Origin of the sequence: Streptomyces sp. NBC_01460 (assembly GCF_036227405.1) — a bacterium.
In the GTDB taxonomy this organism is placed as follows: domain Bacteria; phylum Actinomycetota; class Actinomycetes; order Streptomycetales; family Streptomycetaceae; genus Streptomyces.
In genome coordinates, this window is record NZ_CP109473.1 from 7,218,002 (window position 1) to 7,244,853 (window position 26,852).

The window sequence follows — 26,852 nt, forward strand, 5'->3', positions numbered from 1 at the left end:
TCGGCCGTCCGGCCGAGGTGGCAGGCGGCCTACGGCCGACGGAGAGAGGACGGTGCCGTGCAGGCGGTCGACCTGAGCACCCACCCCGGGCACCTGGCCCGGCGCCTCCAGCAGGCGCACCACCTGCTCTGGAACACGATGGTCTCCCAGGAGATCACCTCGCCCCAGTTCGCCGTCCTCAACGCCCTGACCGCCGAACCGGGCCTCGACCAGCGGACGGTGGGGGAGCGGGTCGGCCTCGACCGGTCCACCGTCGCCGAGGTGATCACCCGGCTGCTGCGCAGGGAGCTGCTGGACAAGGTGCGTGACCCGGGCGACGGGCGCCGCTTCCTGCTCCGCCTCACGGACGAGGGCGCGCGCACCCACCGGCGGCTCGCCCTGCGCACGGTCGGGATGAACCAGGTCTTCCTCGGCCCGCTCACACCGGACGAGCAGCAGACGCTCTTCGGTCTGATGCACCGGGTGGCCGATGCCGCCGAGGCCTTCCGGGCGCCGGAGGAGGCCAGGCCGGCTTCGGGGCGGTGACCGGGCGCCGTCAGGGCGTGCGGATGCCGAACCGCGCGCCCAGGGGGTCGCGGAGCGTGGCGACCCAGGGCCCGCCCGGCACGCGGGCCGGCGGTGTGATCGGCTCGCCGCCCGCGGTCAGGGCCCGGGCCGCGGTGGCCTCGGCGTCGGACACCACGAAGTAGGGCACCCAGTGCGGTGGCGTCCCGGCCCGTTCGTCGTCGTCCTGCTCCTTCAGGCCGCCGAAGTCGGCCCCGTCCACGCCCCAGTGGGTGAAGCGCTCCTGGATGTCGGCGGTCCAGCCGAGGGCGGCCGGGTAGAAGGCGAGGGCGCCCTGCGGGTCCGGGGTGCGGAGCTCCACCCACCCCAGGGCGCCCGGACTGTTGAAGCGCCCCGCTCCGGGGAAGGCGCGCGCCTGCCAGAGGGAGAACACCGCGCCGGACGGGTCGGCCGCCACGGCGAATCTTCCCTGGTCGAAGATGTCCATCGGCTCCATCAGCACCGTGCCGCCCGCGTCACGCACCGCGTCGGCCGAGGCATCCGCGTCCTCGGCGGCGAAGGAGACCGTCCAGGCGGCCGGCCGGCCGGGCTGGTAGAGGGGGCTGAGGGCCGCGACGGCGTCCTCGTCGACGCGCGCCGTCGTGTATCCGCCCGCCTCGGGCCTCGGATCGGTCTCGCACCGCCAGCCGAAGAGCCCCGCGTAGTACGCCCGGGCGGCCGGCACGTCCGAGGTGCTGAGCTCGACCCAGCAGGGGCCGCCGGGGACCGGTTCGGTGAGCTTCATGCGTTTCCTCCCGAGGCTGGCAGCCGGAGACGTTCCCGCGCCGCTGTCCAGCACGCTAGGGCCGCGTGTGGACGGCTGCTACCGGAGACGGCCGCTCGGCGCGAAAATGTTTTACGTGTGTAACACCTGTTAACCTAAATGAGTGAGTGATACAGCCGTACGACCCCGGAAGTCATCCGTCCACAAACTGCCGGTCACCGGTGTCCTGCGGCTGAAGAGCCCCGCGGAGATCTGGTACAAGCCCGCGCTGAGCGTGGTGGTCGCCTCCGCCGTCCCGAATCTCCTGCTGTACTCGCTCGACCGCCTCGACCTCGTCATGTACACGATGGCGGGATCGCTCTGCGCGCTGTACGGGCACAACCTGCCGTACGCCCGCCGGGCCCACACCGTCCTCCGCGTCATCCTCGGGATGGCGGCCGGGCTGGCCGTCTCCCTGGTCGTCGCCTCGCTCACCGGCTCGACGGCCGTGCTGATCGCCGTCGGAGCCCTGCTCGCCGCCGTGCAGAAGACCTTCTGCGACGCGACCCGCATCGGCCCGCCCGGGAACGTGATCTTCGCCTTCGTCACCTCGGCCGCCCTCTTCGCCCCGCAGGAGCTCGGGCAGGTACCGGGCCACATGGCCCTGATGCTGGCCGCGGGTGCCTTCTCCTGGCTGGTCACCGCCGGCCCGGCCCTCCGGCGCAGGGAGGGGCCCGAGCGCCTCGCCACCGCCCGCGCGCTCGACGCCGCCGCGGCGTACGCGGCGGATCCCGGCCCCCGGACCCGCCACGCGGCGGCGGCGGCGGTCCAGGGCGCCTGGCAGTCCCTGCTGGCCGCCGGGCGCCCCACCCCCGCACGGCAAGCGCTCGAACGGCTGGTCGTCCACGCCGAGCGCGCCCTCGCCACCACCACGGCCGGCGGGCACCTCGGCGGCGCCGGCCCCGAGGAGCTGCGCGGATGGGCGGCGAGGACCCGGGGCCGCGGTCCCGTCCCCGGCCCTCCGCCCGTTCCCGGCACGGTCGAGCAGCTCTTCGGGATCGACGCCGAACGGGCCGGACAGCGGATGCGGCGAGGGCGTCGAGAAGCCCGGCGCAGGCTGCTGTGCGCGCTCGCCCCCGGCTCCCCGGTGCTGCCGGTCGCCGTCCGTACGCTCGTCGGCTGCGCCCTCGCCGGCTACGTGTCCTCGGCGCTCGGTGTCGGCCACCCGTACTGGGCCGTCGTCACCGCGGCCTCCGTCTACCAGCCCAATCTCAGCCTCTCGTGGAGCCGGGGGCTGCAGCGGACGGTGGGCAACCTTCTCGGTGTGCTGGTCTTCGCGGCCGTCATCCCGCTCGCCCGGGTCAGCCCGCTCGTCCTCGTGCTGTGCGTCCTCCTCTTCAACTTCGCCGCCGAGGCTTTGATCACCCGCAACTACTGGCTCGGCTCCGTCGCCGTCACCCCGATGGCCCTGCTGATCCTGGAGTTCGGCGGGTTCCAGCCCGCCGGGCAACTCGTTGCGGACCGCGCCCTGGACACCCTCGTGGGCGTCGCGGTGGGCCTCCTCGCCGTGGTCGCGGTCACCAACCGCCGGGCGTCCGGCCTCGTGGAACGGGCCCTCGCCGCGGCGTGGGACGCCCGCGAGAGTGCGGAGCGGTCGGTCGCCGACCCGGCCGCCGACCCCCAGGCCCTCGAAGCGGCACGCAGGCGGCTCACGGCTGCCCTCGTCGAGCTGCGCGACGCCGGCGACGTCGCGTCGGGCGAATGGTGGCAGCGCGCCCTGCCCGAGGAAGAGTTGCTCGCAACTGAGCAGGCAGGACACCGTACGCTCGCGGCGACAGCACAACGGCAGGGGCTGATCACCCTGCCCCCGGCGAACGGAGCGGTGTGACCGACGACATCGTGGCCTCGGTGGTACGGCAGTGGCAGGCCGTCAACCCGGGTCTTGACACCGGACCGATGGAGCTCATCGGCCGCATCAACCGCTGTGCGGCCCTCCTCCAGCAGGCGGAGGACGCGCCCCTGCGGGCCGCCGGTCTGACCCGTGCCGAGTTCGATCTGCTCGGCGCGATGCGGCGCACGGACCGTGAGCTCACCCCGGGCGAGCTGGCCCGCGAGACCTTCTCGTCCGGAGCCGCCGTCACGAAGCGGCTGCGCGTGCTGCAGGAGGCCGGTCTGATCGGGCGTCGCAGCGACGACAGGGACCGCAGGGTCGCCCACGTGGGGCTGACGGAGGCCGGACGGGCCCTGGTCGACCGTCTGCTGCCCGAACAGCTCGCCTACGAGAGGTCGGTGCTCTCCGGGCTCGACGAGGAGACGCGCAGCGGGCTCAGCGGACAGCTCGGCGAACTGCTGGTGCAGCTGGAGGGCAGGCTCGGCGGCGGCCGCCGCTGACGAGCCGCCCGCGTGGTGGGGCTTCCATAGGCCCGGCGGCCGCGGAGCTCACCGACTGTGAGGGTGTCGCGGGCCGAGGGTGCCCGCGACATCCGGATGCGGGAGCCCGGCGTTGCGAGGGCGGAGTCTCCGTGAAGACCGGGCCGGAGCCTTCGCACATCCGTCCGTCGCTCTGGAATGTGCTCCTTTCGATCCGATTCGATCGCATGTGCCCTTGTCCCGCTCTGAGGTGCGTGGGTATTCGTATGCGTTGATGATTTTCGCTTACATGTTCCTGTTATCCAGCGTATTCGCTGGAAATCCGCCTCTCCTGGTGGCCATGTGCGGCTCCTCCCTGTCCCGCACAGCAGGACAGGGAGGTCTACTTTCTCCTGATTTCCCCATGTCGTCACTCCCTGCGCATGCTCGACGGCGGTGAGTGCGAAAACTGGCGAGTGTATTACTGCCGACGGGCTCGCGCAGGGGGTTGGGCGAATATGCCGAGGCACTGTTCTGATCTGGTTAGGCTCACGCGCAGTGAAGTCGAGTTGAGATGAATCAGGGCACTTGTTCATACCTGTCCGCGCAAGTGCGTATACCTCCCGAATCAACCGCCAGAGGGTTTAGATGGTCCGTGTTGAATCACCGCCGACCAACAGAGACGTCCCCGTAGTCCGCGCCGCGCTCCTGCCCGTCGTGCTGATGGCCGGTGCCACGGCCGCCGGCGCCGTGCCGTTCACCGGGGCCACACGGGCGGCAGTCGTCTGGTGCGGTGCGATCGCCACAGTCGTGGTCGCCGCGCTCACCGTCGTGCTGAACCGCCGGCGCCGGGCGATGCGCGTCCAGCGAGCCGAGTACGAACAGCGCATCGCCTTCCTGGAGCGGCGCATCGCCTCGTACGACCAGGAGACCGAGCGGCTCAGCAAGGAACTCCTGCCCGCCGCCATCCGCCGGCTGCGCGCCAGCAACTCGCCGCAGGAGGTGATGCGCGACGTCGTCGACGCCGACGAGTCGTACCGCGACCTCCCCAAGGCGCAACGCGCACTGGTCCTCCAGGTCCTCGACATCATCGACAACGAGGAGGCCATGCGTGACTCCGCGCAGCGCGCCTTCGTCAGCGTCGCGCGCCGGGTCCAGGCCATCGTCCACCGACAGGCCAGTGAGCTCCGGGAGATGGAGGACCACCACGGCCGCAACCCCGACGTCTTCGACGACCTGCTCCGCATCGACCACGGCACGGCGCTGATCGGGCGTCTCGCCGACTCCATCGCCGTACTCGGCGGTGCCCGCCCGAGCCGCCAGTGGCCCAAGGCCGTACCGCTGTTCAGCGTGCTGCGCGGAGCGATGTCCCGGATCCTCGAGTACCAGCGCGTGGACCTGCACTCGATCGCGAAGGTCGCCATCGTCGGCACCGCGGTCGAACCGCTCATCCACGCCTGCGCCGAGCTCCTCGACAACGCGACGCGCTACTCGCCGCCCCAGACCCGGGTGCACGTCACCGCGGTCGAGGTGCAGACGGGCATCGCCATCGAGATCGAGGACGGCGGCGTCAGCCTCAGCGAGGAGGCCCGGGTGCGGGCCGAGAACATGCTCGCCCAGGCCCAGGCCGGCATCAACATGAACGACCTCGGGGAGTCCCCGCGCCTCGGTATGGCCGTGGTCGGCCGGCTCGCCCGCATGTACCAACTCCAGGTCTCCCTGAGGCAGTCCGCCTACGGAGGTGTCCGCGCGGTGCTCATCGTGCCGCGCGACATGATCACCACCGGCCCCGCACCGGGCATCGCGCACGGCATCGGCGCCACCTCGCGTCCGCAGAGCTCGCTCGACATGTCGCAGATGCAGCACGTCGTGCCGCCCCGCGGCAAGCACAAGGCGCGGCACGACGCGACCGGGCCCGTCCCGTCGCTCGCGTCCTCCGCCCCTGCCCCCGCCCCCGCCAAGGCCCCGGCTCCGGCGGCGTCCGCCGCGCGGCCCGGGCCCGCGGCGTCGGCGATGGGTGGCGGCGACGACGAGATCGTCGTCACCGAGTGGACCGAGGGCGGACTCCCGCAGCGCCGCAGCAGGGGGCGCGCACCCCTCGGTTCGCACAACCTCCCGCAGCAGTCGGCGCCGGCCGCGGAGCCCGCCGCACGCAACGGGCACAACGGGCACGGCGGGCACGGCGGGCACGGCGGGCACGGCGGAGGCGACACGCCACCGCCCGGTCTCTGGCTGGAGGCCTTCACCCAGGCCGTCAACGGTGTGCCCAAGGAGCCCAGGAACGACTCGGAGTCTGACGACGCGTGGGACAAGGGAGACGAGAAGTGATCCAGCAGCGGGGAAACATGGACTGGATGCTCAAGGAACTGGCCGACGACGTACCGAGCATCCACCAGATCGTGGTGCTCTCCGCCGACGGCCTCCGCATCGCCCGGCACGGCGGTGACCCCGACGTCGCCGACCGTCTGGCCGCCGCCTGTGCGGGGCTGCAGAGCCTCGCCGCGGCCGTCGCCACCGAGATCCCGTACAGCGACGGCCTGATGAAGCTCGTCGTCATCGAGGTCACCGGCGGGTTCTTCTACCTGATGGCGGCGGGCACCGGCGCCTACCTCGCGGTCCTGGCCGGCGAGACGGTCGACGCCGGGCTGGTGGGCGCCCGCATGCGCGACATGGTCGTGCGGATCGGCGCGCACCTGACGAGCCCTCCGCGCCATGACGGGCAGGCCGGATGAGTCCTCCCCGACGAGAACGCCGAAAGGCCGAACCGGCGTTGAGCGACCCGGAACGGCTCTACGTGATCACCGGCGCGCCCGACGGGGAACGAGCGGCACTCGACCTCGTCACGATGGTGGTGGCGCAGGCCGAGCCGTCGCCCACGGTCCAGCCCGAGCAGGCCGCGATCCTGCGGCTCTGCAAGGCACCGTTGTCCGTCGCCGAGATCTCGGCCTATCTGAGCCTGCCCTTCAGCGTGGTCACCTCGCTCCTGACAGAACTCCTGGCGACCGAACTGATCGAATCGCGCGCGCCCATCGTCCGCGCCGCGCTCCCGGACCGGTCCCTCCTCGAAGCGGTGATGCATGGACTTCAGAAGCTCTGACACGATCACGGGCCCCCGCACCGAGGACGTCCTTCCCAGCACGGCCACGGCCGCGGTGAAGGTCGTCGTCGTCGGCGGGTTCGGGGTCGGCAAGACGACCATGGTCGGCTCGGTGAGCGAGATCCGGCCCCTGACGACCGAAGAGACCATGACCCAGGCCGGTGTCGGCGTGGACGACACGGTGGGTGTGGAGACCAAGACCGCCACCACCGTCGCCATGGACTTCGGCCGGATCAGCCTCAGCGAGGAACTGATCCTCTATCTGTTCGGCACCCCGGGCCAGGAACGCTTCTGGTTCCTGTGGAACGGACTGTTCGAAGGAGCGCTCGGGGCCGTCGTCCTCATCGACACCCGTCGGCTCCAGGTCAGCTTCGACGTCATCGGAAGGCTGGAGGAGCGCGGCGTGCCGTTCGTCGTCGCGGTCAACACCTTCCCCGACGCACCGCACCACCCCGTCGAGGCCCTGCGCAGCGCACTGGACCTGCCGGACGAGGTGCCGATGATCGACTGCGACGCCCGGCTGCGCGCGTCCAGCCGCGATGTGCTGATGACCCTGATGCGTTACCTGCACCGCCTTGCCGTGCCGCTCACCTGACGACGGCACACCCCCTGCCGGTGAACGGGCCTTGTCCCCCACGCGCCCGGTCCCGGAACGTCTTGATTTCATGGAGCCACTGTGACAACCCCCTTCCAGCACGAACCCGGATCGGCCACCGGACCGGTGCCGCCCCCGCAGTGCCCCGCGCACGGCATGGGTATCGGCCCCGGCGGACTGCGCCGGCTGTACGGTGCCGAGGCCGAGGCGGACCCCACGGGTCTCTACGAGAAGCTGCGTGCCGAACACGGCACGGTGGCCCCCGTCCTGCTGCACGAGGACGTGCCCGCCTGGCTGGTGCTCGGGCACGCCGAGAACCTCCACATGACCCGTACCCCCTCGCAGTTCTCCCGCGACTCGCGACGCTGGCGCGCCCTGCAGGACGGCAGCGTGGCGCCGGACCACCCGCTCGCCCCGCTCTTCACCTGGCAGCCGGTGTGCTCGTTCGCCGAGGGCGCCGAGCACGAAAGGCTGCGCGGCGCGGTCACCGACAGCATGGGGCGCATCGACACCCGCGGCGTGCGTCGCCACATCAACCGGTACAGCAACCGGCTCGTCAACGACTTCTGCCGTACCGGCCGCGTCGAGCTGGTCAGCCAGTTCGCCGAGCGGCTCCCGATGATGGTGATGTGCGCGATCATCGGCATGCCGGAGGAGTACGACGACCGCCTGGTCCAGGCCGCCCGCGACATGACGCGCGGCTCGGAGACCGCCGTGGCGAGCAACGCCTACGTGATCGGCGCGCTCGACCGGCTGGTCCAGCGCCGCAGGGTGGCGCCCGCCGAGGACTTCGCCACCTGGCTCGTCGAACACCCCGCCGGCCTCACCGACAAGGAGGTCAGCGAGCACCTGCGGGTGGTCCTCGTCGTCGCCTACGAGACGACCACCAACCTGATCGCCAACGTGCTGCGCATGGTCCTCACGGACCCCCGGTTCCGGGCCAGGCTCAGCGGCGGGCACATGACCGTCCCCGAGGCGGTCGAGCAGACGCTGTGGGACGAGCCGCCGTTCACGTCGGTCCTGGGCCGCTGGGCCGTGGGCGACACCGAGCTCGGCGGGCAGCAGATCAAGGCCGGGGACGCCCTGATCGTCGGCATCGCGCCGGCCAACACGGACCCCGCGGTACGGCCCGACCTCACCGTCAACATGGAGGGCAACCGCGCGCACATGGCGTTCAGCAGCGGCCCCCACGAGTGCCCCGGCCAGGACATCGGCCGTGCCATCGCCGACGTGGGCGTCGACGCCCTGCTGATGCGCCTGCCCGACCTGGAGCTCGGGGTCGAGGAGAGCGCCCTGAGCTGGGAGGGGAACTTCATGTCGCGGCACCTGGTGGACCTGCCGGCGGGCTTCGCTCCCACCGCGGAGCAGGAGATCGACGCCGAGCCGCTGCCGGCGGTGTCCCACGCCCGCTCCCGTGCCGACTGGGAGGTGTCGTCGCCCGCCGTTCACCGGAGGCCCGCCCAGGCCCCGGCGAACCACGCCCCGGCCGGAGCCGGCACCACTGTGCCGGCGCCGGGGGAGGGAGCCGTCATCCCGGCGCAGCGGAGCGGGCCGTCCAGGGTCTGGAAGGCCGTCGTCCGGTGGTGGAGCGGCCACTGACACCGGCTCCGTACGCCGTTCCGGGTGCCCCGGGCCCTCGGGGTCCGGGGCACCCGGCTTCCCGCCCCGTACCATCGAGCAGCGTGAAGCTGACAATTCTTGGGGGCGGCGGATTCCGGGTCCCCCTCGTGTACGGGGCGCTGCTCGGCGACCACGCCGAAGGCCGCGTCTCCCGGGTGACCCTGTACGACACGGACACGGACCGGCTCACCGCTGTCGCCCGGGTCCTGGCGGAACAGGCGGACGGCGTCCCCGACGCGCCCGCCGTCGTCGCCACCGGTGATCTCGACGAGGCCCTGCGGGGGGCGGATTTCGTCTTCTCCGCGATCCGGGTCGGCGGTCTCGAGGGCCGGGCGGCGGACGAGCGCGTCGCTCTCGACGAAGGCGTCCTGGGCCAGGAGACGGTGGGGGCCGGCGGCATCGCCTTCGGGCTGCGCACCGTCCCCGTCGCGACGGCCCTCGCCCGGCGCATCGCCCGGCTCGCCCCCGACGCGTGGGTCATCAACTTCACCAACCCGGCGGGCCTGGTCACCGAGGCCATGGCGCGCCACCTCGGCGACCGGGTCATCGGCATCTGCGACTCCCCGGTGGGCCTCGGCCGCCGCATCGCCCGGGTCCTCGGCGCCGACCCGGACCGGGCCCGGATCGACTACGTCGGGCTCAACCACCTCGGCTGGGTCCGCGGCCTCTGGGTCGGCGGCCGCGACGAGCTCCCGCGGCTGCTCGCGGACCCGGAGCTGCTCGGCTCGTTCGAGGAGGGCAGGCTCTTCGGCCCCGACTGGCTCCGCTCGCTCGGCTCGGTCCCCAACGAGTACCTGCACTACTACTACTTCAACCGGGAAGCGGTCCGTGCCTACCAGGACGCCGAGCAGACCCGGGGCGCCTTCCTCCGTGACCAGCAGGAGGGCTTCTACGCCCGGATGAAGGACCCGGCGGCCCCGCCCCTGGCCACGTGGGACCGTACGCGTGCCGAACGCGAGGCGACGTACATGGCGGAGAACCGGGACGTGGCCGGAGCGGGGGAGCGCGAGGAGAGCGACCTGGAGTCCGGGGGCTACGAGCAGGTGGCCCTCGCCCTGATGCGGGCCGTCGCCCGCGACGAACGCACCTCGCTGATCCTCGACGTGCGCAACCGGGGCACCCTCGCGGTGCTCGACGAGGACGCCGTGATCGAGGTGCCGTGCCTGGTCGACGCCAACGGCGCGCACCCCGTCGCCGTCGACCCGCTCCCGTACCACGCGGTCGGGCTGGTCACCGCGGTCAAGGCCGTGGAGCGGGAGGTGCTCGAAGCGGCGGAGAGCGGCTCACGGGCGGCGGCCGTGCGGGCCTTCGCCCTGCATCCGCTGGTCGACTCGGTCTCGGTGGCCCGCCGGCTGGTCGAGGGATACACCCGGGTCCACCCCGGGCTCGCCTATCTCGACCGGCCGTGAACGGAAGGCGGTGCCCCGTCAGGGAGCGGGTACCGCCCTCGGCCTGCCGGACGGGGCCCAGGAGGGCGTGACACCGGTGACCTGGCAGACCATGAGGAAGAGAGGGATGGGCGGCGTGTACGGGGTGCGGCTCTCCGGCGCGTGGATCAGACGGGGCCGGCCCGCGGGGACGTAGGCCCCGGCGGCGTACGACGCCTGCTCCGGCCAGTCCAGGTCGAGGTCGGAGCCGGACGGGACGATCCACCACCACTGGTCCGCGTCGGCGAACACACAGCCGGCGCGCGGCAGATGCGACATCAGGCGGAAGCCGTACTGCGCGGGAACCCCCACCGCGTCGCAGCCGAGGCTCGCCGACAGCGCGGGCGGCAGCGGGAGCCGGACCCGGCCCTGCGGTCCGTCCTCCTCCTCGGGGCGGGCCCGGCGCGCGCCGAGCAGGTGGGACAGGGCGTTTCTCAGCATGTCCGCTCCGGGCCGTACGGCAGCTCCGCCCAGACGATGCGCCCCGAGTGGTTCCCCGCGTCGTGGGACCCCCAGGCGGTGCTCATGGAGTCGACGAGCAGCAGTCCGCGCCCGTGCTCCCCCTCGGCGGTGAGCGACAGCCGGGGGCCGCCGGGCTGATGTCCCTGGTCCTGTACGGAGATGCGCAGGCGGCCCCCGTCGCAGCGCAGTTCGGAGACGACCCGTGTGCTCGCCGTGTGCACCACCGCGTTGGTGACCAGCTCGGAGACGATCAGCACCGCCGCGTCGTGGGTGTCCCCGGTCAGCCCCCAGTCCGCCAGCCGGGCGCGCGTGAGGCGCCGGGCACCGGCGACCGACTCGGGGTGCGCCGGCAGCGCGAAGCAGTAACGGAGCGCTTCCGTCCCGGGGCTGAGGTCCATGAGCCGGGGGATGAGCGCACTGCCAGGTGCCACGACCGATTCCTCACAGTGGGGGCTGTGTCACGCTTCGCGCCGCCCCTGGGCGGGGTGGCCACGATCACGCGAACTGGTTCGGTGTCCAACTCTCCCCCTGACATGAACACTTGGCAAGAGGCACTCTGAAAAATTCAGAGTGACTGTGTCCCTCGAGCCATGCGCATGGCACACTGCTCGCAACAGCGCATCGGGAGGTCTGAAGTGAGCGAACCGCGGTCCGCCCCGACCGTGGGTCAGGTCGTTCTCGGCAAGCGTCTGCAGGATCTGCGGGAGCGCGTCGGCCTGAGCCGGGACCAGGCGGCGAAGGTGCTCCGTGTCGCCCCGGGGACCATACGCAGGATGGAGACCGCCGAGGTCGGGCTGAAGATCCCGTACGTCCAGCTCCTCCTCAAGGCCTACGGCATCGCCGACGACGAGACCGACGCCTTCGTCGAGCTCGCCGAGGAGGCCAACAAGCCCGGCTGGTGGCAGCGTTTCCACGACGTGCTGCCCGACTGGTTCAGCATGTACGTCAGCCTGGAGGGCGCCGCGAGCCTCCTGCGCACCTACGAGCCGCACTTCGTCCCCGGCCTGCTGCAGACCGAGGACTACGCGCGCTCCGTCCTGCGCACCGGCGCGGTCGGGCAGACCCGGCCCGCGGACATCGAGCGGCATGTCGCGCTCCGGATGGAACGGCAGTCCCTGCTCACCAAGGCGGAGGCGCCGAAGCTGTGGGTGGTGATGGACGAGACCGTCCTGCGCCGCCCCGTCGGCAGCCCCGACGCCATGCGGGCCCAGGTCGACCGCCTCCTCGAAGCGACCGACCTGCCCAATGTGACGTTGCAGATCGCGGAGTTCGCGACCGGCCACCACCCGGGCACCTACGGTCCGTTCGTCCTCTTCCGCTTCGCGGTCCCCGAGCTCCCCGACATGGTCTACACCGAGTACCTGACCGGCGCCGTCTACTTCGACGCGCGCCCCGAGGTGGCCTCCTACCTCGAGGTCATGGACCGAATGGCGGCTCAGGCCGCAACTGCACAACGCACGAAGGAAATCCTCAGGGACTTCCGCAAGGAGCTGTGATGAACCACATATACAACGGCATGCCGGCCGCCGACCTCGGCACCGAAGGCTGGTACAAGCCGTGGAGCGGTGGTAACGGGGGCAACTGCATCGAGGCCATGAAGCTGGCCGACGGCCGGGTGGCGGTCCGGCAGTCCGCCGACCCCGACGGCCCGGCGCTCATCTACTCCAACGGCGAGATCGCCGCATTCATCCAGGGTGCCAAGGCCGGACAGGCCGACTTCCTCCTCACCTGACACACCGCCACATACGCTCGCACCACACGCTGTTCGCCGATCTCACCGACCAACGGAGTGCGTCATGACCGGGCAGGAACCCCAGGCCGTCGAGATCGACACGAGCAAGCCGCATCCGGCACGGATGTACGACTGGTTCCTCGGTGGCAAGGACAACTACCCGGTCGACGAACAGATGGCCGAGCAACTCCTCGCCCTGGACGCCCGGGGCCGCGACATGGCGCGGGTCAACCGCGCGTTCATGCACCGCGCGACCCGCTGGCTCGCCGAGAACGGCGTGCGCCAGTTCCTCGACATCGGCTCGGGCATACCCACCGAGCCGAACCTCCACCAGATCGCTCAGCGGACCGCCCCGGACGCGCGCGTCGTCTACTGCGACAACGACCCGATCGTGCTCGCCCACGCGGCGGCGCTGCTGCGCTCCACCCCCGAGGGCGCGACCGAGTACATCCAGGCCGACGCCCGGAAGCCGGACGCGATCCTGGAGGCGGCCGGCAAGATCCTCGACTTCGACCGGCCGATCGCGCTCTCCCTCCTCGCCCTCCTGCACTTCGTGGACGACGAGGACGGCGCCGGCGAGCTCGTCGACCGGCTGGTGGAGCGGCTGCCCTCCGGCAGCTATCTCGTCCTCTCGCACACCACGGGTGACTTCGACCCCGAGGGCGCGGCAGCGGCCCGGGCCATGTACAAGGCGCGGGGGATGACCCTGCGGCCCCGCTCCCGCGCCGAGCTCACCGCGTTCTTCCACGGCCTCGAGATCGTCGAGCCCGGCGTCTCGCTCTCCGCCGACTGGCGCCCCGAGCTCGGCGAGGTCATCGACGTACCGGGCCACGAGCCGATCCCCGGGTACGCGGGCGTGGCGCGCAAGCGCTGACCGGCTGCGGGCCGCGGGTACGGCGGGACGCCCGTCCGGGCGGATCCGCCCACAGGTCACAATGGACGCATGTCACGACGCACCTCACACCCCCGCCGGCCGGCCGCTCCGCAGGCGGTGCCCCCGCGGATCACCGCCGAGTCACCGTGCCCGTGCGGTCTGCCGGCCGCCTACGGGGACTGCTGCGGCCGGATGCACGCGGGCACCGCTGCCGCCCCGACGTGCGAGGCGCTGATGCGCTCGCGGTACGCAGCCTTCGTCGTCCAGGACGCCGCCTATCTGCTGCGCACCTGGCACCCCGATGCCCGCCCGCCGGCCGTCGACTTCGACCCGGCCATGCGCTGGACGGGCCTGGAGATCCTCGAGACGACCGAGGGCAGCGCCTTCCACACCACCGGCACGGTCACCTTCCGCGCCCACTACACCGACGACGGCCGGCCCGACGCACTCCACGAGAAGAGCCGGTTCGTCCGTGAGCACGGCGCGTGGGTGTACGAGGCCGCGGTCTTCGTCGACTGAAAACGCTTGTACGCGCCTCGGACCGGTGGGGCCGCCGTGCGTGGGAGCCCCCGCTCAGACCCGTGCGGCCGTCCGTTCCGTCGAGGGCGCCAGCTGCTGCTCCAGGTCCTCCGCGAGCAGCCGCTTGGCGATCACGTCGACCGCGGCCCGCAGCTGCCGGTCGTCGGGCCGGGCGCCGTCCTCGGCCAGCCGCTCGTTGAGCCAGCGGCCCCAGGCCGCCGAGATCGTCGCGGCCTCGCGGCTGCCCGCCGCCGTATGGGTGAAGAGCCGGCCGTCCCCGGCGAGGTAGCCCTCCTCGATCATCCGGTCGAAGACGGGCACCAGCACCTCCGGCGGGACGCGGTGCCGGGCGGCGATCAGCCGGAGCCCCGCGTGGCCGACCATCCGGGTGAAGAGGTCGACCTGCATCACGGCCCAGGCCCCCGCAGTGTCGAGCCGGGTGTCGGACTCCGCCACGATCCGGCGTGCCGTGTCGGGACCGGCCTGGTGGATGATCCTGGCCACGGCGGATTCGAGCACGTTCGCCGCGTCACCGGTCTTCGGCTGGGCGAAGCCCTCGCCCATGTCGGTCGAGCTCGCCCGCGCGCTGTCGCGCAGCTTCACCTGCTTCAGGAAGAGGGAGACGACGAAGCCCAGCAGAGCCACCGGCACCGTCCACAGGAAGACCGTGTGCAGGGTGTCCGCGTAGGCCTGCGCGAGGGGGGCCGTCTGCTCGGGGGGCAGGGCGTGCACGGCCTGCGGACTCTCGGCGGCGCGTGCCAGTGACGCCGGATCGCCGCCCGCGCGGGCCGCCTCCTCGACGCCCTGCGTCAGATTCGGCCGCAGCGCGTTGGCGTAGATCGTCCCGAACACCGCGGTGCCGAAGGAGCTGCCGAGGGTACGGAAGAACGTCACCCCGGACGTGGCGGTGCCCAGGTCCGCGTAGTCGACCGTGTTCTGCACGGCGATCGTCAGCACCTGCATCGACAGGCCGATCCCGACGCCGAGCACCAGCATGTACAGCGACTCCAGCCAGACGCCGCTGCCCGGGCCCATGCGGGACAGGAGGTAGAGGCCCGCCGCCATCACAAGGGAGCCGATGACGGGGAAGAAGCGGTAGTGGCCGGTCTTGCTCACCACGTTGCCGCTGAAGATCGAGGCGGCCAGCAGGCCCAGGACGAGGGGCAGGGTCCGCACGCCGGAGAGCGTGGCCGAGTCACCGTCGACGTACTGGAGATACGTCGGCAGATAGATCATCGCCCCGAGCATGGCGAAGCCCACGATGAAGCTGAGGACGGAGCAGACCGCGAACACCGGGTTGCGGAAGAGCCTCATCGGCAGCATCGGCTCCTTGGCGCGTGTCTCCACGAGGCAGAAGAGCGCCAGGGCGACGAGCCCGCCGATGAACAGCCCGATGATGACCGGCGAGCCCCAGGCGTACTCGTTGCCGCCCCAGCTGGTGCCGAGGATGAGCGCGCTGGCGCCGAGGGCGACCAGGGCGATGCCCAGGTAGTCGATGACCGGGCGGCCCGCCGCGCGCACGGAGGGGATGTTGCGGGCGGCGGCGATGACCACCACGACCGCGATCGGCACATTGACGTAGAACGCCCACCGCCAGGTCAGATGGTCGGTGAAGAGTCCGCCCAGCAGCGGGCCGACGACCGTGGCGACACCGAAGACCGCACCGATCGCTCCTTGGTACTTGCCCCGGTCGCGCAGGGGGATGACATCGGCGATCAGCGCCATCGAGGTGACCATGAGCCCGCCCGCGCCGACGCCCTGCAGACCCCGCCAGATGATCAGCAGCAGCATGTTCGACGCGAGGCCGCAGAGGAACGACCCGGTGATGAAGATGACGGCCGAGATCTGGAAGATCAGCTTCCGGCCGAAGAGGTCGCCGAACTTGCCGACGAGCACCGTCGCCACGGTCTCCGCCAGCAGGTAGGCCGTCACCACCCACGACATGTGCTCCGCGCCGCCGAGGTCCGAGACGATCGTGGGGAGGGCCGTCCCCACGATCGTCTGGTCGAGAGCGGCCAGCAGGATCCCGAGGACGATCGTGGCGAAGACGATGTTGCGGCGCCGGGGATCGAGGACGGGGGGCGCGGTGGCACTCTGCGGGGCGGGGGCCTTCTCGCTGGCAGTGGTCACCCTCGCACCCTCACACCGGCCCCCTGCCCCCGCATGCGGGGGCAGGCCGGACGGGTCAGGCCAGCAGCTCCCTCAGCGAGGCGCTCATCCGGGTGACGAAGGCCTCGCGGACCTCGTCCGTCACGCGGTCGAGCGACAGATACGGATTGAGGTCCTCCAGCTCGACGAGCAGCAGGTCACCCTCCGGTGTCCGGCAGGCGTCCACGCGCTGGATGCCGTGGGCGAGGGAGTTCCACTCCACGAAGCGGCGCGCGAAGTCCAGGTCCTCGGAGCTCGCCGCATACGGTTCGAGCACCCACCGCCTGTCCGGATGCGGTGCGTGCAGGGCGTACTGGAAGTCGTGGTCGACGAAGTAGAAGGACACCTCGTAGCGGAAGTCGATCCGGGGCTGGACGAGCAGGGTGCCGTCGGCGTCCTCGGGCAGCTCCGGTTCCTCGGTGAACCGGAGTCCCACCGAGTCCGCGCCGAGCTTCGGCTTGACCACGTACCCGTCCGACCGGGAGAGCAGCCCGAGGTCGGCCGCGCGGTCCACGGTCGGGATCACCGGGAACCCGGCCCGGCTCAGATCGACCAGGTACTGCTTGCCCGCCATGTCCCCGCGGCCGTCGAGCGAGTTGTAGACCCGGGTCCCCGACTCCCGGGCCCGGGTCCGGAACGCGTCGTACGCCTCCTGGTAGTGCAGGACCGGACCGCTGTTGCGCACCACGACCGCGTCGAACCCGTCCAGCAGCGCCGCCGCGTCCCGGGGGTGACAGAGCGCGACGTCGAAGGACTCGCGCAGCCGTGACGTCAGGAAGATGTCCTCGTCGCAGTACCGCCGGCCGCGCGCCTCGTAGGCGAGGTCGGTGACGAAGAGGACGGACGGGCGGGGTGCGGCGGGCGCGGCGATCAAGAAGTACTCCCAGGGGGTTCGGTTGCGGGCCGTCGGTCAATAGCCTTGCCGGTGCTGCCCGTTCACTGCCGTGCAGCGCCCTGATCTCTGCCCCACAGGAGTCACACGTGTCCCAGGCTTCGTCACCACCCGACATTCTCTCGCCCGCGTTCGCCGCCGATCCCTACGGGGCCTACCGGACGATGCGCGAGAGCGCCCCCCTGATCCACCACGAGGCGACGGGGAGTTACCTCGTGTCCCGGTACGAGGACGTCGAGCGCGTCTTCAAGGACCGGTCCCAGGAATTCACCACCGAGAACTACGACTGGCAGCTAGAGCCCGTCCACGGCCGGACGATCCTCCAGCTCAGCGGCAGGGAGCACGCCGTACGCAGGGCCCTGGTCGCTCCGGCCTTCCGGGGCGCGGACCTCCAGGAGAAGTTCCTGCCCGTCATCGAGCGCAACGCCCGCGAGCTCATCGACACCTTCCGGCACACCGGAGAGGCGGACCTCGTCGAGGCGTTCGCAACCCGTTTCCCCGTCCTGGTCATCGCCGACATGCTCGGCCTGGACCGGGACGACCACCAGCGGTTCCACGGCTGGTACACCAACGTCATCGCCTTCCTCGGCAACCTGGCGGGCGACCCCGAGGTCACCGCGGCGGGGGAGCGGACCCGCCAGGAGTTCGCCGAGTACATGATCCCCGTCATCCAGCGGCGCAGGGAGGAGCCCGGGGACGACCTGCTCTCCGCGCTCTGCGCCGCCGAGGTCGACGGGGTGCGGATGAGCGACGAGGACATCAAGGCGTTCTGCAGCCTCCTCCTCGCCGCCGGCGGGGAGACCACCGACAAGGCCATCGCCTCGGTCTTCGCGAACCTGCTGGCCCACCCCGAGCAGCTGGCCGCCGTGCAGCGGGACCGGTCGCTCGTCGACCGGGCCTTCGCCGAGACGCTGCGGTACACCCCTCCGGTCCACATGATCATGCGGCAGACGGCGGGCGAGGTTGAGCTGTCCGGTGGCACCGTCCCGGCCGGAGCCACCGTGACCTGTCTGATCGGCTCGGCCAACCGGGACGAGGCCCGCTACGCCGAACCCGACCGCTTCGACCTCTTCCGTGACGACCTGACCAGCACCACGGCGTTCTCCGCCGCCGCCGACCACCTGGCGTTCGCGCTGGGCCGGCACTTCTGCGTGGGCGCGCTGCTGGCCAGGGCCGAGGTCGAGACGGGCGTCAACCAGCTGCTCGACGCGATGCCGGAACTGCGTCTCGCCGACGGCTTCCAGCCGGTCGAGACGGGCGTCTTCACCCGTGGCCCGGCTTCGCTGCCCGTACGGTTCACCCCGGCCGCGGTGTGAGCGCCGCCGGTGCGGCGGACCGCCGCACCGGCACCTCCGGGCAGTCAGCGGATGTGACGCCCCGATATGGCCCGGGCGATGACCAGGCGCTGGATCTCGCTCGTCCCCTCGAAGATGGTGTAGATCTTCGCGTCGCGGTACATCCGCTCCACCGGGTGTTCCCTGCTGTAGCCGGCACCGCCGAGGATCTGGACGGCCTTCTCCGTCGCGGAGACCGCGAGTTCACCCGCGCGGAGCTTGGACATGGACCCCTGTCCGGCGTCGAAGGTCCGGTCGTTGCGGGCCATCCACGCGGCCTGCCAGATCAGCAGGCGTACGGCCTCGATCTCGGTGCGGATGTCGGCCAGCGCGAACGCGATCGACTGGTTCTCGATGATGGGGCGGCCGAACGCCTCGCGCTCTCCCGCGTACTCCAGCGCGTACTCGTACGCCGCCCGCGCGATGCCCAGCGCCTGCGCCCCCACCGTGGGACGGCTGACCTCGAAGGTCGCCATGGCCGCCTGGCCCTTGGCGGTCCCGCCCTCGCGGGCGCGGGCCAGCCGGGCGTCGAGCTTCTCCTTCCCGCCGAGCAGACAGTGCCCGGGGACGCGTACGTCGTCGAGGAAGACGTCGGCGGTGTGCGACGCGCGGAGGCCCAGCTTCTTGATGGTGCGGCTCGCCGCCAGACCCTTCGTACCGGGCGGGACGATGAACGCCGCCTGCCCGCGGGCGCCGAGCGAGGAGTCGACCGAGGCGACCACGACATGGACCTCGGCGATCCCGCCGTTGGTGATCCACGCCTTCTGGCCGGAGAGCACCCACTCGTCCTTGGCCTCGTCGTAGCGGGCCCGGGTGGCCATCGCGGAGACGTCGGAGCCCGCCTGGGGCTCGGAGACGCAGAACGCCGCCACCTTGGGGTCGTCCTCGTCGCCGTAGCACTGGGGGACCCACTCGGCGAGCTGGTCCGGGGTGCCGGAGGCGAAGATCCCGGCGACCGCGAGCGAGGTGCCGAACAGCGCCATGCCGATGCCCGCGTCGCCCCAGAACAGCTCCTCGTTGGCGATCTGGAGGGAGAGTCCGCTCGGGTCCCCGTACATGTCGGCGAGGGACTCGAAGCCGTACAGACCGATCCTGGCGGCTTCCTGGATGACCGGCCACGGGGTCTCTTCCCGCGCGTCCCATTCGGCGGCCGCCGGGCGGACCACCTGGGCGGCGAAGCCGTGCACCCAGTCGCGCAGGTCCCGCTGTTCCTCGGTCAGGGCGAGGGAGAAGTAGCTCATGGGCTCAGGCCTTCGGGATGTCGAAGTAGCGGGTGAGCCCCGAGGCCAGGCCGACGTCGCCGGCGATCTTCAGCTTGCGCATCATGAACATCGTCACGGGATTGCCGTTGCCGGAGACCAGCTTGAGGAACTCCGCGTCGCCCATGACCAGCGTCGTGCGGGGCTCCGCGTCCGAGCGGCCCGCGCTCACCGTGCAGGCACCGTCGGCTATGGAGGTCTCGTAGACCTCTTCGCTCTCGCCGGTGATCTTCCAGCGGATCAGGGCCTTCAGCTGACCGGCCGCCTCCGGACGGAACTGCTGGCGCATCCGGCCGAAGACCTCGCTCAGCACCCGGGTGCGCAGGTCACCGTGCATGACCTCGCCGAGCTGCCTGGCGGACAGGCCCTTGACGATCCGTGCGAACTCCTCGGGGGAGACGGCCGCGAAGTCGAGCCCGGACAGTTCGTCGGTGAGGTTGCCGCTGCTGTTCTCGGCCACGCCAAATCCTTACTCCAGAGTAAACTTACTTCTGGGTAAGGTAAGGCGGCCGCCGCCGCTTAGCAAGCAGCCGTCACCAGGATCCGTCCGGGTGCACCGCCAGGTGCGGGTGATGGGCCGACAGCACCTTGTTGGCCCGGGCGAGCTCGGACAGCGCCTGCTCGCGGTCGGCCTGGTCCTCGATGCCGAGCCTCGGCCCCCGGAACCTGCGGACCTCGCGGGCGGCGCAGTCGGCGTCCAGCTCCGCCTGCAGGATGTGCGGCGGGGTGCAGGACCCGATCAGCGCGGCGACCCGGTCGGGGATCGGTACGGGGACGAGCAGGTGCGAGGCGGTCATGTGGGGGTTCCCTCTCGGATGGTCGGCCAGGAGGTGGTGCTCCGCGACGGCCGGTGGGCCACCGCTCCTCCTTATGTAACGGGACGCAGTTCCTGGTTTCTCGTTGAGAACGTCTCCGTGTCGCAACCGTTTGGGACTGACCGTCTATTTCGCGTTACCTGGCAGTAAGTTGATTCTGTGCGCGGTGTGTGATGCTCCCTCAGTTGAGGGACTGGCCGCCGCGGGCGCGTAACCGCAGGGCGCGCAGCACGGCTTCGGTCGAGAAACGGCTCTCCGGGTCGGTGAGCTGATCTCCGAAGATGGCCTCCAGACTGCGCATCCGGTAACGGACCGTCTGGGGGTGGACGTCCAGCAACTCGCCCATCTGCGCCGCGGTGCCGCGCGTGTCGAGCCAGATCCGCAAGGTCTCGATCAGTCGCTCGCGCCGTGTGGCGCTGATGCCGGAGACGGGGGACAGTTCGCGCTCGGCGAGCTGGTCGAGGAGGACGGGGTCGGAGAGGAGCCACAGCGTGGTGAGGTGGTCCTCGCAGAGGATGACCGGTGCGTCGTCGATGACCCCCGCGTCGACCAGTTCGAGTACGCGGCGTGCCCAACGGATCGAGTCCGAGGCGAGCGCGGTCGGCACGGTCAGCCCGATCGCCGCGCCACCGCCGGGAATCGTCCGGTCGAGCATCTCCCTGCGCGTGTCGTTCATCGGGCCGGGGATCAGCAGATGCGGCTGCGGATCGGCGGGGTCGATCAGGACGTCGTGGTCCGCGCTGATCCGGTCCACGCCGGACGGAGCGCGTACGGCGACGAGCGTGACCTGCTCGGGCAGTGTCCAGCCGGTCTGCTCGCACAGCTCGGCGATGGCGCTGCGGGGTACCGGTCTGCCGGTGAGGATCAGATGCAGCAGCCGTCGGCGCACCGCCTCGCCCTGCTGGTCGGACTGGGCCTGCACCTCCAGATAGCCCTCGCGGGACAGTGACTCGAGCTCGTCCACGTACGCGAAGAGCGCGTCGGCGAAGCTGAGCATCAGTGCCGGCGAGAAGTTGTAACTCCGGCCCACTTTCTTCGCCCGTCGCAGCGCGACCCGCGCGCCCAGCCGGTACGCGCCCTGCAGCGCGTCCATGGTGCGGCCCTCGTAGGCCTCGAACCGGCCGAATCTCCGGCACATGTCGTCGCGCAGGACCGTGGGGGAGGTGGGCTCGGCGACCAGATCGACGAAGGAGGAAAGGCTCTGTTCGACGCCCATGCGAATGGACGCGCCGTTGGGTCCGTTCAGAAGACGCGCGTATTCCGGATAGGCGCGGGTCACTTCCATGCCTATCTCTTTGATCAGGCTCGGCAGTTCGGGTCGCATGATCGCGGCGAACTCCTGGGGGAGGGGCCCCAGCGGGTCTCCGGTGTCCAGCGGCTGGATAAGTCTCGGCATGACCGTCCCCTCGTCTGTCCCGGGTCCGGTGTGGAGGAGCAGGTGGGGGAGAGCGCTCCCATGGACCGACAGGTGTATACCAACATCGGCGCCGAAGATAGACCAAGTCGGGCGGGGTGCACACTGCTTGGACAAGATCGAACTGCAAGGGGCACACACCGTGGCCCAGTTGTGGTGCTCCCGTGCAGGTGGGGCGGTAAATGCTCACTTCCGGACAATGTTTTCGGCCGTGGGTGGCACCGAGGGTGCCGGCGAGGGGGTGCGACAGCCCCGCCGACGGCCACGTCGGGATGACTGTCGGGCCCTCGGCCGGATCCCACGTGATCTTCGCCCGTTGCCCGGTGGGGCAGCGGCGTCCGCTCCGGGATTCCGGCACCGCGCTCCATTCCCTTGAGATATTGCGCACCAAGTGACAAGTGTGCGGGCCGAATTAGTGATCTGCTGACGAGGAAAAAAACTTGCCGGACCAATCTTGACCCGCAGGATTGTGCTCCAAGTTTCCCGCAAGTAACGTCACGCCCTGTCACAGAACGTGTGTGGCTGAAAGCGCAGCACGGCCCCCCACGCAACACGATTCATCGCGGCACTCCCTGCGCCTTTGCAGGAATTCGAGTGCTGTCCCCGCAACAGTGCGCCCGCACTGCCGAATCGGAGGAACTCACTGTGCGCAACACCCTCAGAAAGATCGCACTCACGGCCGGTGCCGCCGCGGCCGCCGTCACTCTCGGCGCGACCACCGCCACCGCCGGTGTGGCCGCACCGACCTGGACCGTCACCCCCGCTCCCTCGCCGGTGGCGGTCTCGGCCACCAACTCCGGCACCGTCTCCCTCAGCCTCAACGGCATCCCGCTGACGTGTACGACATCGGCGGCCAGCGCCGTGCTGGCGACCGCCTCCGGCACCACCAACGTGACGGTCGGCACCATCGCTCCGCTGACCTGGAGCGGGTGCACCAGTCCGTTCGGCCCGGTGACACCGACCGCCAACACCTCCCCGGCGTGGCAGCTGAAGGCGAACACCTACAGCGCCGGCACCACCACCGGTTACATCTCCGGTGTCAAGGCCACGCTGACCGTCCTCACGTGCACCTTCACGGTGACGGGCGATGTCACCGCCGGCTACAACAACACCAGCGGTCAGCTCACGATCGGCAACAACGCCACCTACCAGCTGACCGTCGCCACCGTCACCCCGGGCTGCGCCGGGATCGCGGCCGTGGGCCAGCACCCGACCTACACCGCCAAGTACAACGCGGTCAAGACCGGTACCACCATCAAGCCGGGCATCGTGTACACCCCCTGATCAGGCCACGAGCCACTCAGGAGTGAGCAGGGATCGCACGGCGGGGTCCGCCCGCCGTGCGATCCCCGTGTCCACCGGCACGCGACCGGAACGGAGGAGCCAGCTGTGCGCAGATCTCCCGGGAAGCTCGCCACGGCGGCGGGTGCCGCCCTCGCCGCGGTCACCTTCGCGGCACCTGTCGCCACGGCGGGCGTCGCGGCGCCGGCCTGGACGGTCGGCCCGAGTCCGGTGCAGACCTTCTCCGCCGGCTCAGGGGCCGTGCGGATCCAGTGGGGCGTCAGCGCCGGTATTCCTCTCGTGTGCACGTCATCGGTGGCGCGGGGCAACCTGGCGTCAGCCACCGGCGCCGTGGACGTGCAGATCGGCGCCATCGCCCCGATGACCTGGAGCAACTGCTCCAGCCCGTTCGGCCCCATGAATCCTGTCGCCGACACGTCCACCCCGTGGAAGGTGATGGCGAACAGCTACAACGCCGGTGTCACCAGGGGGTACATCTCCGGTGTGAAGCTCCGGCTGCAGATGCTCACCTGCACCATGGCCGTCTCGGGCCGACTCGCCACCACCTACACCAACTCGACGGGCGAGCTCGAAGTCAAGAACGACGCCACCTACAAGCTCACGGTGGCCACCACCACCGCGGGGTGTTCCGGGCTCACCGCCGTGGGCGACAACTGGGTGTACGCGGCCCGTCATTCGGTGGTCACGCCGAGTGGCGGCACTGCCAAGCCGAGCATCGTGCACACCTCCTGAACCGGGCCGCACACCAGTCCTGAGCGAACAGGGGCCCCGTCGCGAGTCCACCCGCCGGGGGTACACGTCCGACCGGTCCGAAAGGGGACATCGTCAGTGAGAGGCACTCGTACGACGGGAGCACGCAGGCGCACGGCACGGGGGGCCGCAGTGGCCACCGCGGTGCTGCTGGGAAGCATGGTCCCCGGTGCGCAGGCCGTGGCCGGTGTGCAGGACGTCGATACGGAGCTGGCCTACACCTGCGGCCTTCCGGAGGGCGAGCACGCGGTGAAGGTCCACGTCACCGCGAAGGTTCCCGAGTCCGCTGAGGCAGGACAGGTGATCCAGCCCGAGGCCCTGGGGCTGGACCTGACGCTGCCCGAGGGCGCGTCGGCCGTACTCGCCGACTCCGGAGCGGCGACCGTGAGCGCCGAGGCGCAGCTCTCGGTCGACGTCGCCCAGGGGGATCAGCACGCCCGGACCGAGTGGATCGGGAAGACCGCCGAGCCGGCGCCGATCCCCGAGGCGGGCGACCTGGCGCTGAGCACGTCGGGGAGCGTCCCCTACGTGAAGCCCGAAGTGCCCGGTGACCTGGCATTCGAGGCGGGCGCCCTCTCCGTGGAACTCGCTCTCAAGAAGGCCGACGGGGCACCGGCCGAGCCGCCGGCCCTGTCCCTGAACTGCACCCCGGACGCCGGGCAGGAGGCGACGCTGGCAGAGGTGCCCGTGAGCGGCGGGAGTGGGGAGCCGGGGGCGGAGCCCACCCCGACCGGATCCTGGCCCGAGGAGCAGGTGACAGGCGGAGACGAGGACCTCCCGAAGGTCGGAGCTCCGGCCGAGCCCGCTGCGGCCGACGCGCCTCCGTGCGCGGGCGATCCGAGTGACTACATGGGCATGGTCGCCTATGTCACCGGCTATGCGAACGTGACGAAACTCAAGGGGGCGACAAAATTCCCGCCGGCTTGTGCGCGGATCACTCAGGGCGAGAGCAGGATCGTGCCCGATGGTGAATTCCTGCACGTGTACCAGGACTCGGCGGTGGATCTCGACCACGAGGGGAAAACGCAGCTTCCTCCTGCCTCCGGCACCTTCTTGACCTTCGGATTCATGCCGACGACCGCGACCCTGGAAATGACGCAGATCCCCCCGGCGACCAACCCTGACGGGACCCGCGTTCCGAACATCAAGTCAGACCTGGCGATCAACATCGCCGAGGGTTCGACCAAGGCCGTGACGGTGGTGACTCTCGAGCTGATGCTCAGGCTCCGTGACGTCGAGGTCAACGGCGTGCCCTTGGACGTGGGTGACAACTGCCGCACCAGCAAACCCTTCACCCTGAGGCTGGAGGGGCACATGACGCTGAAGGACGGGGTCCAGGTGGGGTACACCCTGGCGACCGGGGGTGAGCTGACCGGGGCGGTGACACTGCCTCCCTTCAGTGGGTGTGGTGCCGACGAGGACCTGGACAACCTCTTCACCGCGTCCCTTTCCGGAGTGCCGGGCTATGTCAAGCAGGTGCAGGGTGCTCCTTGTGCGCCCTCGCAGCACACGCCCGGTGCCGAAGGCGTGTGCACGGACGCCTACGAGCCGACGGATGTGCCCGAAGCCAGCCGTTGACCTGGATCCGCATGACCGACCGCTGCCGACGGGCGGGCCCTGAGCCCAGCCGCAGACCTGAATCCGCACGACAGACCGCACCGAACAGAGCAATCCCCCGACCCGCCTCACGAATTGAGGGAACGATGAGATCTGCCTCGAAGACCTGGATCAAGGCCGGCGGAGCAGTCGCCGCGTCTGCCGCGCTGGTCATGCCCCTGACCGCGTCGCCGGCCGGTGCCGCCACCGCCGCAGCGACCCAGCTCAACGGCGCCTGGGCTCCTTTCGACCGCTGTCCGGTGGATGCCCCCGCGATGCTCGCGGCGGACGGGGACACCGATGTTCCCCTGTGTGTGACGTCCTCCTCGCCCAACGGGTCGATCAAGCTCGGCAACACCCAGGCGACGACGGGCTCGACGAACCTGCAGTTCGGTGTCGTCCAGCACCCGGCCGATGGGACGTACACGGTTGTCCCGCCGCCGGCCGGATCCATCGTCAGCGGGAAGACCACCATCCCCGGCGGTCTCCTCGGCATCATGTGCCCCAGCAACGTCCCCGTGGTCTCCGCCGTCTGCGGGCAGATCACCAACGCCACCCTGAACAAGGTGACCGCCACGGTCGAGTCGGCCGGTACGCCGACCGACTTCAGCCTGGTCGCCGGGATCTCCTCCGGGCCGATCGTCAAACTGCCCGTCAAGATCCGCCTGGAGAACCCCCTGCTCGGGTCCAACTGCTACATAGGGAGCAGCAGCAACCCGGTGCTCCTGCGCCCCGGGAACCTCAGTGCCCCGGCCCTGGCCGCCTCCAGGTTCAACGGTGACGGGACGGCCAACCCGGACGAGGGCTCGCTCATCAACCTCGCCCTGACGGGGGCTGCGCAGGGCGACAGCCAGTTCTCCGTGCCGAAGGCGAGCGGCTGCGGTCTCGCCGGCATCCTCAGCTGGGCGATCGACCTCAAGGTGGGCCTGCCCGCCGCGGCCGGGTCGAACAACCTCGTCCTGAACGACGCCAAGACCTCGACGATCGGCCTGACCGCGCCGGGGCTGTCCGTACCGAACGCGGGCAAGGAGCTCTCCCAGAACTGGCACTCCGCCGTGAAGTAGCCCCGGGGGTCCGACGCGTCGTGCGCCTTTGTCACTTGGTGCGTGCCGTCGTACCGCCCGTCCGAGCCCGCCCCGACCGCATGAACCCTGGTCGGGGCGGGCTTCGGCGTGTCCCGGGCGGCATTCCCGAGCCGGCGGCTGTCACTCGAAGGCCCTCACTTTTCTATAGGTTTCGCGCGCCGATTACTCATCGGGGCATAAGAAAACGAGGCTGCGCGATTACCTCGGAGAAAGTTCGTGAACTGCTATTGCGGACTTAGGTTACTGGCCCGTAGCGTCCCGCTTGAGCGGCTCGGAAACACGTCCGTACCTGCTTGTTCGACATATGTGGAGTCCTGGTCGAGCCCTCTTGGGCCG

General features: G+C 70.7%; 27 protein-coding genes. 18 read left to right on the forward strand and 9 right to left on the reverse strand.

Translation table 11 applies throughout. The features are described 5' to 3' along the window. Nucleotides 1–57: 57 nt before the first annotated feature. Nucleotides 58–525: a MarR family winged helix-turn-helix transcriptional regulator gene (locus OG488_RS32485; protein ID WP_329235635.1), complete on the forward strand. Its 468-nt coding sequence runs from the start codon at nucleotides 58–60 to the stop codon at nucleotides 523–525. A 10-nt stretch (nucleotides 526–535) separates the two neighbouring features. On the opposite strand, the gene OG488_RS32490 is transcribed toward OG488_RS32485, so the two are convergent. Further along, a complete protein-coding gene (locus tag OG488_RS32490; protein ID WP_329235639.1) occupies nucleotides 536–1,288 on the reverse strand; it encodes a VOC family protein in 753 nt (250 codons plus the stop codon). Nucleotides 1,289–1,430: 142 nt separating this feature from the next. Here OG488_RS32490 and OG488_RS32495 point away from each other — a divergent pair, with 142 nt between their 5' ends. The 8 genes from OG488_RS32495 (at nucleotide 1,431) to OG488_RS32530 (ending at nucleotide 10,316) form a co-directional block, all read left to right on the forward strand. Next, nucleotides 1,431–3,134 carry an FUSC family protein gene (locus OG488_RS32495; protein WP_329235642.1) on the forward strand — a complete coding sequence of 568 codons (1,704 nt, stop codon included), beginning with the start codon at nucleotides 1,431–1,433 and terminating at the stop codon, nucleotides 3,132–3,134. Then, complete coding sequence (locus tag OG488_RS32500; protein WP_329235646.1) at nucleotides 3,131–3,637, forward strand: MarR family winged helix-turn-helix transcriptional regulator; 507 nt, start codon at nucleotides 3,131–3,133, stop codon at nucleotides 3,635–3,637. The genes OG488_RS32495 and OG488_RS32500 overlap by 4 nt, the downstream gene beginning before the upstream one ends. 606 nt (nucleotides 3,638–4,243) lie before the next feature. Then, complete coding sequence (locus OG488_RS32505) at nucleotides 4,244–5,923, forward strand: sensor histidine kinase (RefSeq protein WP_329235649.1); 1,680 nt, start codon at nucleotides 4,244–4,246, stop codon at nucleotides 5,921–5,923. Further along, complete coding sequence (locus OG488_RS32510) at nucleotides 5,920–6,327, forward strand: roadblock/LC7 domain-containing protein (protein ID WP_014049573.1); 408 nt, start codon at nucleotides 5,920–5,922, stop codon at nucleotides 6,325–6,327. Before OG488_RS32505 ends, OG488_RS32510 begins: the two co-directional genes overlap by 4 nt. Beyond that, the gene (locus OG488_RS32515) at nucleotides 6,324–6,692 is read left to right on the forward strand and encodes a DUF742 domain-containing protein (protein ID WP_329235656.1); all 369 of its coding nucleotides are present in this window, start codon (nucleotides 6,324–6,326) and stop codon (nucleotides 6,690–6,692) included. Before OG488_RS32510 ends, OG488_RS32515 begins: the two co-directional genes overlap by 4 nt. Then, the gene (locus OG488_RS32520; RefSeq protein ID WP_329235659.1) at nucleotides 6,673–7,287 is read left to right on the forward strand and encodes a GTP-binding protein; all 615 of its coding nucleotides are present in this window, start codon (nucleotides 6,673–6,675) and stop codon (nucleotides 7,285–7,287) included. The genes OG488_RS32515 and OG488_RS32520 overlap by 20 nt, the downstream gene beginning before the upstream one ends. Nucleotides 7,288–7,368: 81 nt before the next feature. Then, nucleotides 7,369–8,886, forward strand: a complete 1,518-nt coding sequence (locus OG488_RS32525) for a cytochrome P450 (RefSeq protein ID WP_329235662.1) — start codon at nucleotides 7,369–7,371, stop codon at nucleotides 8,884–8,886. 83 nt (nucleotides 8,887–8,969) lie between these two features. Further along, complete coding sequence (locus tag OG488_RS32530; RefSeq protein ID WP_329235665.1) at nucleotides 8,970–10,316, forward strand: 6-phospho-beta-glucosidase; 1,347 nt, start codon at nucleotides 8,970–8,972, stop codon at nucleotides 10,314–10,316. Nucleotides 10,317–10,334: 18 nt separating this feature from the next. On the opposite strand, the gene OG488_RS32535 is transcribed toward OG488_RS32530, so the two are convergent. Together OG488_RS32535 and OG488_RS32540 are read right to left on the reverse strand one after the other, a co-directional pair. Continuing rightward, nucleotides 10,335–10,775 carry a hypothetical protein gene (locus OG488_RS32535; protein ID WP_329235666.1) on the reverse strand — a complete coding sequence of 147 codons (441 nt, stop codon included), beginning with the start codon at nucleotides 10,773–10,775 and terminating at the stop codon, nucleotides 10,335–10,337. Then, nucleotides 10,769–11,227: an ATP-binding protein gene (locus OG488_RS32540; protein ID WP_329235669.1), complete on the reverse strand. Its 459-nt coding sequence runs from the start codon at nucleotides 11,225–11,227 to the stop codon at nucleotides 10,769–10,771. Before OG488_RS32540 ends, OG488_RS32535 begins: the two co-directional genes overlap by 7 nt. Nucleotides 11,228–11,431: 204 nt before the next feature. Between OG488_RS32540 and OG488_RS32545 the strand changes: the two genes are divergently transcribed. The 4 genes from OG488_RS32545 (at nucleotide 11,432) to OG488_RS32560 (ending at nucleotide 13,921) form a co-directional block, all read left to right on the forward strand. Next, the gene (locus OG488_RS32545) at nucleotides 11,432–12,292 is read left to right on the forward strand and encodes a helix-turn-helix domain-containing protein (RefSeq protein ID WP_329235671.1); all 861 of its coding nucleotides are present in this window, start codon (nucleotides 11,432–11,434) and stop codon (nucleotides 12,290–12,292) included. After that, the gene (locus tag OG488_RS32550; RefSeq protein WP_014049581.1) at nucleotides 12,292–12,528 is read left to right on the forward strand and encodes a DUF397 domain-containing protein; all 237 of its coding nucleotides are present in this window, start codon (nucleotides 12,292–12,294) and stop codon (nucleotides 12,526–12,528) included. The genes OG488_RS32545 and OG488_RS32550 overlap by 1 nt, the downstream gene beginning before the upstream one ends. Before the next feature lie 64 nt (nucleotides 12,529–12,592). Beyond that, nucleotides 12,593–13,402, forward strand: a complete 810-nt coding sequence (locus OG488_RS32555; protein WP_329235674.1) for an SAM-dependent methyltransferase — start codon at nucleotides 12,593–12,595, stop codon at nucleotides 13,400–13,402. Nucleotides 13,403–13,471: 69 nt separating this feature from the next. Next, nucleotides 13,472–13,921, forward strand: coding sequence for a YchJ family protein (locus OG488_RS32560; RefSeq protein ID WP_329235676.1), 450 nt, complete (start codon nucleotides 13,472–13,474; stop codon nucleotides 13,919–13,921). 54 nt (nucleotides 13,922–13,975) lie between these two features. Here the strand turns inward: OG488_RS32560 and OG488_RS32565 are convergent, their stop codons facing one another. Both OG488_RS32565 and OG488_RS32570 read right to left on the reverse strand, forming a co-directional pair. After that, entirely contained in the window at nucleotides 13,976–16,051 is a 2,076-nt protein-coding gene (locus tag OG488_RS32565) for an MDR family MFS transporter (protein ID WP_329235678.1), read from the reverse strand. A gap of 55 nt (nucleotides 16,052–16,106) precedes the next feature. After that, nucleotides 16,107–16,940: a hypothetical protein gene (locus tag OG488_RS32570; RefSeq protein WP_329239169.1), complete on the reverse strand. Its 834-nt coding sequence runs from the start codon at nucleotides 16,938–16,940 to the stop codon at nucleotides 16,107–16,109. A gap of 110 nt (nucleotides 16,941–17,050) precedes the next feature. On the opposite strand from OG488_RS32570, the gene OG488_RS32575 reads away from it, so the two are divergent. Next, nucleotides 17,051–18,277 (forward strand): cytochrome P450, encoded by a 1,227-nt coding sequence (locus OG488_RS32575; protein WP_329235680.1) that lies wholly within the window; start codon nucleotides 17,051–17,053, stop codon nucleotides 18,275–18,277. A gap of 44 nt (nucleotides 18,278–18,321) precedes the next feature. Here OG488_RS32575 and OG488_RS32580 read toward each other — a convergent pair whose 3' ends face one another. The 4 genes from OG488_RS32580 to OG488_RS32595 all read right to left on the reverse strand — a co-directional run bounded on the left by OG488_RS32580 (nucleotide 18,322) and on the right by OG488_RS32595 (nucleotide 21,765). Continuing rightward, on the reverse strand, nucleotides 18,322–19,536 hold the full coding sequence (locus OG488_RS32580) for an acyl-CoA dehydrogenase family protein (RefSeq protein ID WP_329235682.1): 1,215 nt from the start codon (nucleotides 19,534–19,536) through the stop codon (nucleotides 18,322–18,324). 4 nt (nucleotides 19,537–19,540) lie between these two features. After that, the gene (locus OG488_RS32585) at nucleotides 19,541–20,014 is read right to left on the reverse strand and encodes an SCP2 sterol-binding domain-containing protein (RefSeq protein ID WP_329235684.1); all 474 of its coding nucleotides are present in this window, start codon (nucleotides 20,012–20,014) and stop codon (nucleotides 19,541–19,543) included. Nucleotides 20,015–20,087: 73 nt separating this feature from the next. After that, nucleotides 20,088–20,351: a hypothetical protein gene (locus OG488_RS32590; protein WP_329235686.1), complete on the reverse strand. Its 264-nt coding sequence runs from the start codon at nucleotides 20,349–20,351 to the stop codon at nucleotides 20,088–20,090. Nucleotides 20,352–20,550: 199 nt separating this feature from the next. Beyond that, complete coding sequence (locus OG488_RS32595) at nucleotides 20,551–21,765, reverse strand: helix-turn-helix domain-containing protein (RefSeq protein WP_329235688.1); 1,215 nt, start codon at nucleotides 21,763–21,765, stop codon at nucleotides 20,551–20,553. Nucleotides 21,766–22,428: 663 nt separating this feature from the next. Between OG488_RS32595 and OG488_RS32600 the strand changes: the two genes are divergently transcribed. From OG488_RS32600 to OG488_RS32615, 4 genes are all read left to right on the forward strand, one after another. Continuing rightward, nucleotides 22,429–23,067: a hypothetical protein gene (locus tag OG488_RS32600; RefSeq protein WP_329235690.1), complete on the forward strand. Its 639-nt coding sequence runs from the start codon at nucleotides 22,429–22,431 to the stop codon at nucleotides 23,065–23,067. A 105-nt stretch (nucleotides 23,068–23,172) separates the two neighbouring features. Next, complete coding sequence (locus OG488_RS32605; RefSeq protein WP_329235692.1) at nucleotides 23,173–23,817, forward strand: hypothetical protein; 645 nt, start codon at nucleotides 23,173–23,175, stop codon at nucleotides 23,815–23,817. Between the two features lie 150 nt (nucleotides 23,818–23,967). Continuing rightward, nucleotides 23,968–25,413 carry a DUF6801 domain-containing protein gene (locus tag OG488_RS32610; RefSeq protein ID WP_329235694.1) on the forward strand — a complete coding sequence of 482 codons (1,446 nt, stop codon included), beginning with the start codon at nucleotides 23,968–23,970 and terminating at the stop codon, nucleotides 25,411–25,413. A 125-nt stretch (nucleotides 25,414–25,538) separates the two neighbouring features. Beyond that, entirely contained in the window at nucleotides 25,539–26,495 is a 957-nt protein-coding gene (locus OG488_RS32615; RefSeq protein WP_329235696.1) for a hypothetical protein, read from the forward strand. Nucleotides 26,496–26,852 lie beyond the last annotated feature (357 nt).